The organism is Paracoccus sp. P2, assembly GCF_046335115.1.
Classification (GTDB): Bacteria; Pseudomonadota; Alphaproteobacteria; order Rhodobacterales; family Rhodobacteraceae; genus Paracoccus; species Paracoccus pantotrophus.
Genome location: NZ_JBGOSN010000071.1, coordinates 1 through 13,113, shown reverse-complemented (window position 1 = coordinate 13,113; position 13,113 = coordinate 1). Strand labels below are relative to the sequence as shown.

General features: G+C 61.6%; 13 protein-coding genes and 1 pseudogene. 5 read left to right on the top strand and 9 right to left on the bottom strand.

The annotated features are described in order from the left end of the window. On the top strand, positions 1 to 1,676 hold a 1,676-nt coding region (locus ACDP63_RS22870), incomplete at its 5' end, for a type IV secretory system conjugative DNA transfer family protein (RefSeq protein WP_409928709.1). A gap of 82 nt (positions 1,677 to 1,758) precedes the next feature. Here the strand turns inward: ACDP63_RS22870 and ACDP63_RS22865 are convergent. After that, on the bottom strand, positions 1,759 to 3,630 hold the full coding sequence (locus ACDP63_RS22865) for a relaxase/mobilization nuclease domain-containing protein (RefSeq protein WP_409928708.1): 1,872 nt from the start codon (positions 3,628 to 3,630) through the stop codon (positions 1,759 to 1,761). After that, positions 3,627 to 4,214: a plasmid mobilization relaxosome protein MobC gene (mobC, locus tag ACDP63_RS22860; protein WP_409928707.1), complete on the bottom strand. Its 588-nt coding sequence runs from the start codon at positions 4,212 to 4,214 to the stop codon at positions 3,627 to 3,629. The genes ACDP63_RS22865 and mobC overlap by 4 nt, the downstream gene beginning before the upstream one ends. 662 nt (positions 4,215 to 4,876) lie before the next feature. Between mobC and ACDP63_RS22855 the strand changes: the two genes are divergently transcribed. Together ACDP63_RS22855 and ACDP63_RS22850 are read left to right on the top strand one after the other, a co-directional pair. Next, entirely contained in the window at positions 4,877 to 5,599 is a 723-nt protein-coding gene (locus ACDP63_RS22855) for an AAA family ATPase (protein WP_243786145.1), read from the top strand. Further along, positions 5,599 to 6,318: a hypothetical protein gene (locus ACDP63_RS22850; protein WP_243786146.1), complete on the top strand. Its 720-nt coding sequence runs from the start codon at positions 5,599 to 5,601 to the stop codon at positions 6,316 to 6,318. Before ACDP63_RS22855 ends, ACDP63_RS22850 begins: the two co-directional genes overlap by 1 nt. Positions 6,319 to 7,064: 746 nt before the next feature. Here the strand turns inward: ACDP63_RS22850 and ACDP63_RS22845 are convergent. The 6 genes from ACDP63_RS22845 to ACDP63_RS22820 all read right to left on the bottom strand — a co-directional run bounded on the left by ACDP63_RS22845 (position 7,065) and on the right by ACDP63_RS22820 (position 12,009). Further along, positions 7,065 to 7,955 carry an ArdC family protein gene (locus tag ACDP63_RS22845; RefSeq protein WP_409928706.1) on the bottom strand — a complete coding sequence of 297 codons (891 nt, stop codon included), beginning with the start codon at positions 7,953 to 7,955 and terminating at the stop codon, positions 7,065 to 7,067. 590 nt (positions 7,956 to 8,545) lie between these two features. Further along, positions 8,546 to 9,979: a DUF4942 domain-containing protein gene (locus tag ACDP63_RS22840; RefSeq protein WP_409928705.1), complete on the bottom strand. Its 1,434-nt coding sequence runs from the start codon at positions 9,977 to 9,979 to the stop codon at positions 8,546 to 8,548. Positions 9,980 to 10,029: 50 nt separating this feature from the next. Further along, entirely contained in the window at positions 10,030 to 10,671 is a 642-nt protein-coding gene (locus ACDP63_RS22835; RefSeq protein WP_409928704.1) for a hypothetical protein, read from the bottom strand. Positions 10,672 to 10,682: 11 nt separating this feature from the next. Then, positions 10,683 to 10,937: a hypothetical protein gene (locus tag ACDP63_RS22830; protein WP_074991552.1), complete on the bottom strand. Its 255-nt coding sequence runs from the start codon at positions 10,935 to 10,937 to the stop codon at positions 10,683 to 10,685. Positions 10,938 to 11,590: 653 nt separating this feature from the next. Further along, complete coding sequence (locus tag ACDP63_RS22825) at positions 11,591 to 11,833, bottom strand: hypothetical protein (RefSeq protein WP_243786402.1); 243 nt, start codon at positions 11,831 to 11,833, stop codon at positions 11,591 to 11,593. A gap of 26 nt (positions 11,834 to 11,859) precedes the next feature. After that, positions 11,860 to 12,009 carry a hypothetical protein gene (locus ACDP63_RS22820; protein ID WP_179922351.1) on the bottom strand — a complete coding sequence of 50 codons (150 nt, stop codon included), beginning with the start codon at positions 12,007 to 12,009 and terminating at the stop codon, positions 11,860 to 11,862. A gap of 65 nt (positions 12,010 to 12,074) precedes the next feature. Here ACDP63_RS22820 and ACDP63_RS22815 point away from each other — a divergent pair, with 65 nt between their 5' ends. Together ACDP63_RS22815 and ACDP63_RS22810 are read left to right on the top strand one after the other, a co-directional pair. Next, the gene (locus tag ACDP63_RS22815) at positions 12,075 to 12,320 is read left to right on the top strand and encodes a type II toxin-antitoxin system VapB family antitoxin (RefSeq protein WP_010400651.1); all 246 of its coding nucleotides are present in this window, start codon (positions 12,075 to 12,077) and stop codon (positions 12,318 to 12,320) included. Further along, positions 12,320 to 12,745 carry a type II toxin-antitoxin system VapC family toxin gene (locus ACDP63_RS22810; RefSeq protein WP_409928703.1) on the top strand — a complete coding sequence of 142 codons (426 nt, stop codon included), beginning with the start codon at positions 12,320 to 12,322 and terminating at the stop codon, positions 12,743 to 12,745. Before ACDP63_RS22815 ends, ACDP63_RS22810 begins: the two co-directional genes overlap by 1 nt. 263 nt (positions 12,746 to 13,008) lie before the next feature. On the opposite strand, the pseudogene ACDP63_RS22805 reads toward ACDP63_RS22810, so the two are convergent. Then, positions 13,009 to 13,113 (bottom strand): annotated as a pseudogene (locus ACDP63_RS22805) (transposase); the annotation flags it as partial.

The following is a 13,113-nucleotide window of genomic DNA, read 5'->3' as shown; positions in this document are numbered from 1 at the left end:
TCCCTGCTGTCGCAGAAAGGGAAAGGGTGGACGACTTTTACGCCGCCCGCAGCAGCTCCATGCCGCCGCTTCCGTGGCCTAATTTCTCACCGCCGTTCTCACTCGGCTTGAATCGCTTCGTCGCCGCCGACTGGAACAAGTTTCCACATTGCCTGATGGTGGCGCCGACACGGGCGGGCAAAGGCGTCGGTTATGTCATCCCGAACACGCTGCTTTTCCCGGGATCATGCGTGATCCTCGATGTGAAGGGCGAAATCTTCGAGGCCACAGCCCGCTACAGGCATGCGCAGGGTGACAAGATCTTCTATTTCAGCCCCTTCGACTTCGAGCACCAGTCTCACCGTTACAACCCTCTAGAACGGATCGCGCGGCTGAAGAACACCGACCAGCAGTTCACAGAGCTCAGCAAGCTTGCAACATATTTCCTGACAACCAGCGAGAAAGGCGGCGCGACCGACTTCATCGTTGGCGCCCGCGAGCTGTTCGTCGCCGGCGGGATGCTGGCCATCGAGCGCGGCAGGCCGACGATCGGCGAGATCACCCGGATCCTTTTCGGCGGTGCCGACAAGTCAGCCGAATACAAGAATCGCGCCGCAGAGACCCGCCACCCACAAACCAGAGACATTTTCACTGATTTCAGCGGCTATGCGGACCGCACCCTGTCGTCATACGTTTCCGTCCTGAAGGGTGCCGGCCTCGGTCTTTGGGTCAACCCCCAGATCGACCGAGTGACCAGTGGCAATGATTTCAGCTGGCAGACGCTGCGCTCGGAACCGCAATCCGTCTATCTGGTGGTCAATTCCGACGACATCATCACTCTCGCGCCTCTGCTGCGCCTGCTGTTCGGCGAGTTGATCGCGACCCTGCGTGCGACGCTGCCCAACCCAAAGACGGAGCCCTGGCCCGTCATGATCCTCATGGACGAGTTCGACCAGCTGGGCAAGATGCCCATCGTAGTCCAGTCCCTGAAGCAGCTGGCCGGCCATGGAGGACGTGTTTCCATCATCACGCAGTCGATACCCGGCCTGGACAAGATCTACGAGGAAAACGACAGGCTTTCCATCGAGTCGGCCGCCGGCATGAAGCTGTTCATCAGCCCGAACGAGAAAAAGACCGCCGCCGAGGTGTCGGATGCACTGGGCAAGACGACCAGGCTTTCGGTCAGCGACAGCTATTCCTCGGATGGCAAGGGCATGCGCCGACGTTCCGTCTCGCGCCGGAATGAAGAGCGGCCCCTGCTCACCCCGGACGAGGTAAAAAAGCTTGACCCGACAAAGGTGATCCTGATCCCCGAGCGCCAGCACGCTATCCTCGCAGACCGGATCGTCTATTTCAAAGATCCGTTCTTCCAGAAGATCATGGACGCCCAGAAAGGGCCGCTGCCCTACCCGGATGAGCGTCACGCGATGCAGGCCATGCAGCAGCAGATCGAGCAGCTTCAAACCCGCATCGAGCAGTTCCAGCCCATTCCATACACGAAACAACAACCGCAGAACGGCAACCAACAACCTACAACACATAAAACCGCAGCCAGGTCGGTCATGGCAGAGGTTGAAGGCTCGAAACCAATCTTGACCGATGAAGAGGCCCGCGAAGCCCTTCGACCGGACGACCAGGCCAGGATAGAGAAGGCGAAGAGGTTCCAGGATCGGCTGAAGGCCAAGCTGAGCAAGTAGGCCAGCGCCAGGACCGGCGAGAAAGAAAACAAGGCCCGCGCGCTGCGCGGGCCTCATTGCATCACACTATATACTATGGCCCTCAGAGCTCGTGTCCGAGATCCTTGTTGCGGGTATGATCCAGCTCTGCACTTTCTTGCTCTGCGAACCGCTCGTTGGCTTGCTTGACCTGCTCAAGCGTCAGTCCGACCGGCTGATGAACGCGGGCGGCAGCGACCACGGCCTTGGCGACGTCGCGGCGGCGGTTCTCGTCAGGGAAATCGACTGCCAAAGCACCTGTGTCGCCTTCGGCGATCCGGGTCATGCTGTCCTGACCATACCGCTCGCGGAAGTCCTGGCCGAAACGTCGCGCGTCATCGTCGTTCTGGAACTCGACCTTGCCGTGCTTGCCCAGGCTGTCGGCCATGTGGCCAAGGGTCCGGGTCAGGCGGTCGTTCTCCGGCGTCAGGTCGACCTGAATGGCCTGGGAAATCACTTTCGCGGCGGCGTTGTAGAACCCGTCCACAATGTCAGCCACGCGTCCCCTGCCCTCTTCGCTGGACAGGTCGATCTTCTTGGCGTCGGCGACGGCAAGAAGGTCCTCCTTGATCCACTCCCGCTCCTGCCAGGCGTTCGCCGCGCCGAGGTTCATGCGTTCGCTGATCTTGGCCCGATCCAGTCCCGCTTCCTCGGCCAGGTGCTCGATCCTGGATTTCATCTCGCGGGCACCATCTTCCCCGACCTGCTTCTCTTGGCCTATCCCGGACACAGTGTCGGACGTGATCTGGGTCTGATACAGCGCGGTGCGGGCCTCGTGGTGCATCAGCTGCGCACCGCGGTCATCCCCGAGATCGCGCACGATTTCAGCGGCGATCTGATAAAATTCGCTGCGCATCTCGCGCTGCTCTGCATGTGGCAGCCTGCTGATGTCCTTCTCTGTGTCGTCCAGCCATTTGCCGAAGGATGAGGCTAGGTCTCCACGTGTCTTGATGGTCTCGGCATCCATGATGATCTCCTGATTTCGGGGGTGGATGATACCGCCATTCTCAAGGGTCTCGGCGGCCGCTTCGATTTTCAGCGCCAGGTCCTCGTCGCTGATGATCAACGCGAAGGATGCCATGCTGCGCAGCATCCGTGCGTTCTCTTCAACCTGTTCCATGGCATCGGCAAGCGCCCTGCCCTGCCTGGGCCGCTCAACAGGCGCGCGGCCCTCACGGCCGGCACGCTCGATCTCGGAGCGCGATGGCCCATAAGTCATGATACCGCGATCAACACGACTGCTCTTGTCCAGGAACATGCCGTGATCGGCTGCAATCTCGACCAACCGCGTCTTCATATCGTCAAGATCAAAGGCATGGCCCTTTGCCATGTAAAACCAGGTGTCGTTTTCCAGGCCACGGTTGTTGATGACGATATGGACGTGCTTGTTAGCCCTGTCGGTATGAAGGGCCGCGACATAAGCCCATTCTTCTCCTTCGACGCGACTACCCTGTTGGAACAGTTCGGCGGCCCATTGCTCAACGATCGGCGGGATGCGCCTGGCACCAACATCAGCCGGGAAGCTGATCAGAAGATGGGTGGTATGACCGTTTTTCGGATCTCCGGTCCATTCGTCCGACCATTGCTCCACGATTGCCTTCCGCTCATCCGGCGACAGCGTGCGCGCGTCCGGGTCATGATTGATCATGTTACCGAAGATCGTGGATGCCTTGCCGAACAGGTAATCAAGCTGGTTGGAAAGTTGCTTGGCCGTATGGGTGCCGCCATTGTGAATCCTCTTAAGCACCGCAGAGTTCGACCCCTGCGCGACTCGCCAGAGGTTTTGTGCACTGGCTTGGAGGCGAAACTTCTCACGCTTCGCCGCGACCATGCGGTCCCGCTCGGCTCGATAAAATTCGAGCTCGGTATACGACCTGCCCCAGTTCCGGGCCGACAGATCGAGTTCGCCGACGAGGATACTGGCGATCCCGGTCACTGGTTGGCCTCCACGAAGGCCCGGAACAGTCTGATGCCACGCCGGCGTTGCTCGCTTACGACAGCCTGAAGGTAGGTGCGGACCTGGGGCAAGGCTGCGCGCAACTCGTCGAGCGCACCCATGTGCCCCTTCGCGAGCTTGATCTTTTTCGCGTTCGCGGCGAAGGCGATCTGATTGATGTTGACGCCGATCTTGTGAAGCTCGTGCCTGATTTCCTCGATCTTCGCGGCCTGGTCTGGCGGAAACTCGATCATACCGACACCTGATCGCAGCAAACTACGCAGAACATCGGACCGGGAATCCGTGCCGAGGACGGCCTTCAGCCCGTCTAGTTGACGAACTTCTTCAGGCGAAAGCCGGACGGTGACGACACTTCCATAGGTAGTCGTGGCCTCCGACTGCCTAACGCGCAGGGCTCTTTCCTTCGAGATCGTGGCAGCTGGTACGCCCACGGCATCGGCGACGGTCGAAACTGCGCCCCCCGCCTTAAGCTGACGAAGAGCTTCCTCCTTCTGGGCCTTGGTCAAGGTCTTTCGAGCCAATCGAAACCACTCCGTCACCTGGGCAGTAAGCATTGTATACATTCTGCATTTCCTGCCACTTCCTCTTTGTGCCAGGATAACTCTCTCTCGGCCCCTAAACAACGACAAATGCGCTGCCGCAGGCAGCCCCTTGTCAGGCGTGAGAAATGTTGTCCGGTGCGGCACAAAGAGACCTGCTTCTGCCCAGGTGACAGCATGCCGCATCGCGGCGCCGCCTCAAGCGACCGCAGGACGCGCCTCCTAACTTTCCGAAGGAAACCAGAGCAGCCGACGAAGAGGCCTCTCTGCGGCCTCTTTCTGCGGCTCCTGGAGCTAATCGTTGGATAGTGTGTTGTCGGTTGTCGGTTGCACGTTGACAGATGTTGTATGCTTGTTGACGCATTGCGTTTGCCGGTTGCTCTTTGTAGCTTGTCTTTTGTTGTGTTGCAGATGCTATATTTCGTATAACGGTTGTGGCTTGCGCGTTCCTGTTTTGCGGTTGTTGCTTGTCGCACATAGTATGATGCTTTCGCGTTTACGGTTTTCGTACTACGGTTTTCGGACATTTTATTGCCGTTAACGTTTTTCGACTGACGGTTGCCGGTTGTTGTATTTTGGTTGCGGCATTGCCGTTGCAGGTCTGCGCATGTTGCGCTATGGTTTATGCAAAATGGATGCAGGTTTCCGGTTGTCGGTGCCTAAGATCGAATGATGAGGGACAGCTGATGGCGAAAAAAGTTGGCAGACGGATCATCTCCGTCATGAACAAGAAGGGTGGTTGCGGGAAATCGACCCTCGTGCGCGGCCTAGCGTCCGTTGCCATTGACCGCGGCCAGCGCGTCACAATCTTTGACACCGACGACAACGCCGGCATCTACCATTGGAAGAACGATGCAAGTGCACAGGGTTACTGGCATGATAAGGCAGAGGTCATCGCAACACTCTCGGCCGAAGAGGTCATTTCTGCAATCAATGCGATCTATGAGAAGCCTGAAGAGGATCACCTGATCCTGATCGACACTTTCGGCGGCGGCTCCGAAGCGCATGACGAAATGGCCATGGAGGCACACCTTATCGTCGCCCCGTGTCGCCCATCGTCCCAGGACGTGCGCGACACCACGGAGACAGGTATGTGGCATGTCAGGCTCAAGGATCGCGTCACCCGCCCGGAAAACGTCCCGCCTTTCCGCGTCATCGGCAGCCATGTTCCGCAGAAGATAACCGAATCCGCCAGCCAGCAGTTGGGCATCATGTTCGATAGCCTGCCGATGCTTGATGATTTCGTGCTGGTGAGGGCATGTTATGAACGCATGAACGACAGCGGCTTGCTCGGTGTCGTGCGCGACAAGCATCCAAACAGGTCGCTCGCAAAATCACTACAGGACGGCATCAAGGAGATGGGCGATCTACTCGATGAATTTGACCGCATCATCAAGGAGAATGAATAATGGCGAGGTTGAAGGATCGCGGGATCATCGCAAAACGTGACCCGAATTTTGCGCGTCGCCTCGAAATCACGGCGGAACTGCCCAACACGTCAAAGCCAGCAGCACCGATTACGAGCCAGAAGCCAGGCGCGGCCGATCCGAATCCGGCCTCGACCGTCGCGAAGAAGCCTGAACGCCTGGCCCCGACTCCCGCACCCGCTGAAAAGCCTGCAAAGATCGAGCCAGCTGTGACACCAAGGGAACAGACAAAGCCTGTCGCCGAGACGACGAGCGAGGCGCAGCGCGAAGCTGTAGCACCGGCACCGGGTGCGGCAGTAGCATCGCAAAAAAAGAGGGCAGGGATGAAAGATGCTGAGAAGAAGAAGATCCGGGTCACCTTCCGCATGCCTACCGATCTTGTTTCGCGTGCCGAGGTCTGGGCGACAAAGGCCCGCTGTCCGGTGGGCGCGGTTATCCGCAAGGGCTTTCAGGAGCTTCGCCCGGTGCTGATCGAGCAGATCGAGCGAGGCATCCGCTATACCGAGATACCGCATGAGCGCATATCGGATGCCAGCTACAATTTCGATACGACAATGATGGTCAGCGCAGAGGCTTATGCCAAGCTGGCAGCCGAGATCGACCCCGAGGACATGACCGGGCTGGAAGCGCCCATGTCGCGATGGACGCGTGTAAAGTTCATCGAAAGCCTGGACCGTTACCTGACGCAGAAAGGCTACTGAACTTGCGCATCCAGAGGAACGTTCCCGATTGAATTGTCCAGCCGGGGCGCCTTAGCGCCTCGGCCTTGCAGCCGACCGAACGGGACGTGCCATCATAGAGCGAAGGAGCGTGAGGGAGTTCTGTGGACAATTCAGTGCTCGTGCCCGGCTTCGACGTTCCTGCCTTGGTCCCGCCCAGGGCCTGCGTGGCGAACGCAACCCATCACGCGGCGCGGCTTGCCGCGCCTCAATTCAGCCGGCGGTGGCCGGCCGGCCGCAGGCCCGGAAAAGTCTTCGGCAGTCCTCAGACTGCCGACCATCTGCGGACTTCCAGAATAATGCTTTGTTTCAATGAAACAATTGTTCATATCGCAATNCCGCGCCTCAATTCAGCCGGCGGTGGCCGGCCGGCCGCAGGCCCGGAAAAGTCTTCGGCAGTCCTCAGACTGCCGACCATCTGCGGACTTCCAGAATAATGCTTTGTTTCAATGAAACAATTGTTCATATCGCAATGGTCTGGCCCGGCGGTCGATCCGCCGGGCCAGACCATTTGAGGGGCCGAAAGGGCAGGGGCCTTCAACAACATACGAGCTATTTATTTGGCATGGTGAAGGGGCCAATCTTCGCCCCGGGTTGCGCCAGCCTTTCGATCTCGGCCAGGATCTCGGCTTGTCGATCTGCGGGAACGCCCTTTTCGGTCCAGATGGAACGCAGCTCATCAACAGGGTCAATTATGCTATCGGACCTTCTGTCTGGTTGGGGGCCGCTCATGCGGCCGCCCTTTCCTCGCTGGTGGCGCCTGCGGCCTTCAACAGCAGCTCGGCCGCTTTCTGCGCTTCGGACGAGGCCTTGAAGATCAGCCGCTTGTCATCGGCCAGCGCGCGCAACCAGCCTTCGACATAGGCGCCCGATTGCCCGAAATCAGGGGTCAGGCCCAGGCTGGCGCAGGTCATGCAGTTCCCGATCTCCGCGACCAGTTCCTCGAACGCATAGGCTTTGCGGTCGGTGAAGCGGGAAAACCGATCCAGCCGGGACTTGTGGCCGGTCCAGTGGCAGGCCTCATGGGCAAGAGTGGCATAGTAGCGGCCGGCGTCGTGGAAGGTGGCGATCGGCGGCATGTGGATGAAGTCCTGCGCCGGGTGATAGTAGGCGCGCGGATCGTCGCTGGTGCGAATGTCGGCGCCGGTGGCAGCAAAGAAGGCGTCTAGCCGGGGATCGGCCTCGGTGCCAAGGTCGCGTGCCGGCTCGGCCGGGGCGGCATGGAATTTCTCGGGAAGGCCGTCGATCTGCTCGGCGTTGAAAACCGTGTAGCCTTTCAGGTAGGGGATTTTCCTGTCCTCGCCGGTCTCGGCATCTTCGCGCTCGAATGTGCCGTATTTCACCACCATAGCGCCCTTTTCGCCCTTGCGGACCTGCCCACCATGCTCCTGCGCCTGACGGTAGGTGAACCAGTGCGCCGCCCGATAGCCCTTTTCCATCGCGACCAGCCACAGCATCAGGACATTGATACCGCGATAGGCTTCGCCATTGGCGCGGCGCGGCATCTGCATAGTGGCAGCCTCGCCCGTCCAAGGTTTGCGCCACGCGGGGGTGCCCGCCTCGATGCTGGCAATGATCTGATCGGTGACATGCTGGTAGAGGTCGAATTTCACGGCCATGGTTCATTCCTTTTGCGATGGCGGCGGGGTCTTGGTGCCCCTGTCCGCGATGGGCTGCGCCTCGGCCGATCTGATCTGCCGGAAACGCATGTTTCCGGCGGAACAGAGTGGGTGAGGGCGAAGCCCGGCCCACGGGCCGGATCGGCAAAGTCATAGCCACCCCCCGAGGGGGGCTTGTCGCCGTGACGGGCTTGGAAACCGTCATTTTCGACGCAGGAGAAAATTACGGAGGGTCCGGGCCCGGCACGGCGATGGCGTCCATTGACTTTGCAGAGCCGGTCTGTTGGCGGACAACACGAAAAGGAATGGCGTCGGCCGGGGGGTGAGCGCGGGCCAGGCCCGCGTCGATCCCCCTGGACGGCTCCTGGAACAACCGGATGCCGGCGCCAGCCGGGATCTCCGCCGAACCTTCAGCCCAGCTTACCGCAGGCGGGTCGCTCGATACCTGGGGTCTCGCTCGTCGCCTGCTCCCGCCGCTCTGCATCCGGCCAGGTCGCCGCGGTTGCAGGGCAGGGAAAAGAAAAGCCCCCGCCGAAGCGGGGGCAAGTGTTCCTCATCGCAAAAGAGGAAGAAGCGTTAGGTAGCTCACGCTATCGGTTCGGCTTGCGCAGCGTCAAGACAACCGTGTTGATCCGCACGCCCACCTCGGCAAAGGACTCGGCCGGAAGATCCCGCCACAGGCCGCGCCAACCCCGGTTGACGGTTTCGGCCCATGCCCGGAATTTCAGGTGCGCCGGCGTTTCGTTGACCTCGGCCGAGGCGGGCAGGATGGCGCGCAGCTCGCCGCCCGGTTTCAGGAAGTCGAAGGCATGGCGGACATGGTTCATCCAGTGGGTGCCGGCGAAAGGCGGGTTCATCAGCACGGCGTCATAAACGGGCTGCGGCTTCATCTGAAGGAAATTGGCGCAGCTGACCTTGAGCCGGTCCGAGGCGATGCCGCGCAGCACATCGGCCCGGCCGGGATGGATTTCGACGGCATCGACGCTGACGGGGCGCTTCAGCAGCTCGCGCACGATGTTGCCGATTCCGGCCTCGGGCTCAAGCAGGCGCTGGCCTTCCCGCAGATAGAGCCCGTCCAGCAGGAAGGCGACGGCCTCGGTCGGAGTCGGATAGAAGGCCAGGTCGCGGGCGACGGCGGTTGACGTGGGGCGGTAATCCTCGGGGCGGTCTTGCCTCGGGGCTGCATCGGCCAGAACCTCGCCATAGTATTCGGCCAGCGTCTTGTTGACCTTCCGCACCAGCTCGTCATTGACCATCCAGAGATGAGCATTGCCGTTCTTGAAGCAACGCACCTTGAAATAGGTGGTCTCGATCTCGTCCTGGCGCGGCCCGATGGTGTTGCGGCGGGCTATGCTGATCGCGCGCTCCAGTTCGCCGGCACGGTCGGGTTGGCCGTCCAGGATCGAGAAGGCGCGCTCGATGTCATAGAGGACCTGGCGGATTTCACCGTAGGAAAAGCCGCCCCATTCGTTGAACACCCGCGTCAGGATGATGCGCGATCCGATCTTGAACCCGTCATGGCTGCGGAAACGCCGGTCCAGTTGGGTGAAGGTCCGAGCGACCCCGCGCCGCCAGATCACGCCGGCATCGCCCATCAGCCGCTCGATGGTGGCGGTGATGTTGTCCATCGTCGCCGGCGGCACCTCGCCCTGCATGGCCCTGTCCAGGTCGTCACGCTCCTTGGCATCCATGATCTTGCGCAGGCCGGTTTCCTCAAGCAGGCGGGTCCAGATCGCGGCATCGAGGTCGCGGCGGAACGCCTCGATGCTATCGGCAGGATCGAACCGGCCGGGGAAAAGCCGGTCCCGCGCCGACTCTTCGCCCCGGTCGGTGCGGGGCGAGTGCCAGCCACCATGCGCGCCCTTGGCGGTTTGGGCGGCTTCCTGCGTCAGATCGAAGGCGGCGCGCAACACGGCCGCGCCTTCCTCTATACGGGCAAGGGCTGCGTCGCGGGCGGTGCAGATGGCGGCAAGGTTCAAGGGCGCGACCAAAGCGCCCGGCTTCGTCGGGGTGTCGTGGAACATGGGAAATCCTCGGGGCAGGGGGCCGCGCCTCACGGGCGCGGCCATGTCGATCAGGCACGGCGCTGGATGGCTTCCAGAATGCGCTCACGCAGATCGGTCAGGGGGTGGGCGTCTGCATCGTCCGCCCGGGCGGCCGGGTCGTCCTGATCGGGCACTTCGTCAAGGATGCGCTGGCCGATGATCTCTGGCAGATCGGCCAGCCGAGTGTTGGCATAGGCTTTGCCGGCGTCCCGATATTCGACCAGATGGCCGGTCAGGTCGACCAGACGGGCCAGAATTTCGCCTTCCTCTCCCGCTTCGCAATCGTGGACCAGAAGCCATTCCCGCGCCTCAGCATGAAAGCCGTAGACGGACCAGAATGCCTGTTCGCCCGGCTCGCAAACCTCGAAACAGGTGCATTCGGGATCATCGGATTCGTTGCGGACCGGCGAGATGCGGAAGCCGGTGAAGTCGAAAGGGCTTTCTCCCTTGCAAAGCCCGTTGAAGCGGGTCGCAAGGGCGGTTTCGTCGATGCGCTGGCCAGCGCGGCGATACTGGACGGCGCTGATCCATTTGCCTTCTCTGCTCGCCTTCTCTTGAAGCTGGTCGAGGGTGAAGGTGCCGAGATACTCGGCGGTCGCGTCGAACGCGGCCCAGAGGTTGAGCCAGCGGCCTTCGCCGCGCGTCAGGTCGGGATAATTGCGCAAGGTCATGCTCTGCCCCCTCACTGGCTCAAGTCGCGGTAGCGTTGCGGATCTTCGTAGCGGATGACGGGCTCGCCATCATGGGTGTAGGCGCCCCAGAAAGGGCCATAGAGACCGGCGATCTTGGGCTGGCCTTGCAGTTCCTCGCGCTGGCGTGGGTTTTCGTTGTAGCCTTGGATTTCAAGGCCCATCTCATCGAGCCATTCATCCAGATCATCCGGCCGGAAGGTGACGGGTCCGTCCTCGGTCGTCATGGAAATTTCGTAAACAGCCACAGCGGCGTCCTTTCCTTTTGCGATGGCGGCGGGGTCTTGGTGCCCCTGTCCGCGATGGGCGTGGCCTCTCCGGTTTGATCTGGAAAAAGCCCCGTGCTTTTTCCGGAGCGAAGCGGGGAGGGCGCAGCCCTGCCCGCGGCCGACTGGCGGACTGTCAAGGGTCGGGAGGCCGGGGTGGTGCGGCCCGCAGGCGCGAAGCGCCGAGGACACGGCCCGGCTGGACGACGACGCGCGGCACGCGCGGCGCTTGCCCATTGACCGGCCGGCAGGCGGGTGCTGGGCGGACACTACGAAAAGGAAAGCCGTCGGCCGGGGGGTGAGCGCGGGCCTGGCCGCGTCGATCCCCCCGGTCGGCTCCTGGATCAACCGGATGCCGGCGCCAGCCGGGATCGCCGACGAACCTTCAGCCCAGCTTACCGCAGGCGGCTCGCTCGATACCTGGGGTCTCGCTCGCCGCCTGCTCGCGTCATGCGGGCGTCACCCGAAGGGCCGAGACGGGCAGGGCAGGGCGACCAGGACCGGCAGGGGCATGGCTGGCTCGGGACGAGACGGGCAGGCACCGGCCGCAGCCGGGCGCATCGCCCTGTCTGGCTCGGGTCCGGGCGTCAGGCCGGACTAGAACGCGGTGCCCGCCAAAGCGGGCAGACGCCCTGCTACTTCGCAGGCTCGCTTTTCCGCTTCGGCTGTGCCGGACGAATTTCGATGAGGGAAGCCAGGAAAAACCCGAGTCCGCCGACCGCTGCGATGACCATAAAGCCCAGGGAGGTGGGCAGATCCGTTGGCAAAAGGTCCAGGCTGAGCGCGAAGAGCAGTAGCAGTGTCGGGAACACGACGACCGAAACGTAGGCCACAAGACCCGCAACGCTCGCCAGTCTGTTCGTGATCGCTTCCATCATGTGATTTTCCTTCATCAAGATCTGGTTCACGCGGTGACATATCCAATCGCAGCCACGGCGGCCCCGAGGCCTGCGACGACGCTGCCCATGGGATCGACCGCAGCGATGTCCCGCAGGACGGGCATGAAGACATAGGCGGCGACGCCGGCGATGCCGAGACGGAAGATCAATCGCAAATCATCCTCCTTGCAAAAGTATATACTGAAATCTATATATCGTCTATACCATGAAGGATAGACCGATGGCAATGCTTATCAAGGGCGATGAGATCGACGCGCTTGTCGCCAAATACTGTGCCATGACCGGCGTAAAAAACAAGTCCGAGGCGGTGCGCAAGGCGCTTGCCGCGCAGATCGAGGCGCTTGCCGCCGAGGAACGGCTTGTGGATCGGGTTGGGAGGATCCAGCGACGCGCGGCCGAGGCGGGGTTCGTCAGCACGGGCGAAGACCTGAAGCCGTTCTTTGACGAGCAATGGGGCGAGGACTGATGTTCCTGGACGCAAGCGCGGTGGTCGCGGTGCTGCTGAACGAGCCGGAAGCGCCCGGTTTGCTGAAGGCGATGGAGGCCTCGCGCGGCACGCTGCGGTTCTCGCCGGTCGTGCGGATGGAAGCGACGCTCGCCTTGGTCAGGGCCAAGGTGCAGGCCCGCGGCAAGGGCCCGGCGGCAGCCGAGGACTTTGCCGCGGCGGCCGAGCTGGTCGACGGGTTTTTCGAGGCGGCTGAAGCGCAAGAGATGCACATCACCACGGGGATGGGGAAGGAATCGATCCGGGCGCTGTCGGTTTACGGCAAGGTCGTCGGCCACCCTGCGCAGCTCAATTTCGGGGACGCGCTCTCCTACGCCTGCGCGAAAGCCTACCATGTGCCCTTGCTCTACAAGGGTAGGGATTTTTCAGAAACGGATTTGGCTTGAGGTTTCACCATGGAAAACAGAGATGATACCGCAGAGGACCAAGTTGAGGTCACGTTCGGTGTGAAGGTCACGTTCGCCCGAGCCAAGCTCCCTGAGGTGTCTGATATGAGCGAGCAGGACCGCGACGAGGTGCGGGCGCTTCTCATTGCCAGCGCAGGTATAAGGATGCTGCCGTCAGGTGCGGAAGCACATAGTGTCCACTATCAATGGTGGACACTATCCGCCTCTTTCACCACGCGGCAGGGCGGTCAGGCCGGACGCTTACTGCTGAAGTCGGGCACCGTCCAGTTCAGGCCGACCAGCCGTAGCAGGCTCTCGACGAACCCGGTCGTCTGCCGGAGCGCCATGCCGAACAGCACTTTCATCGA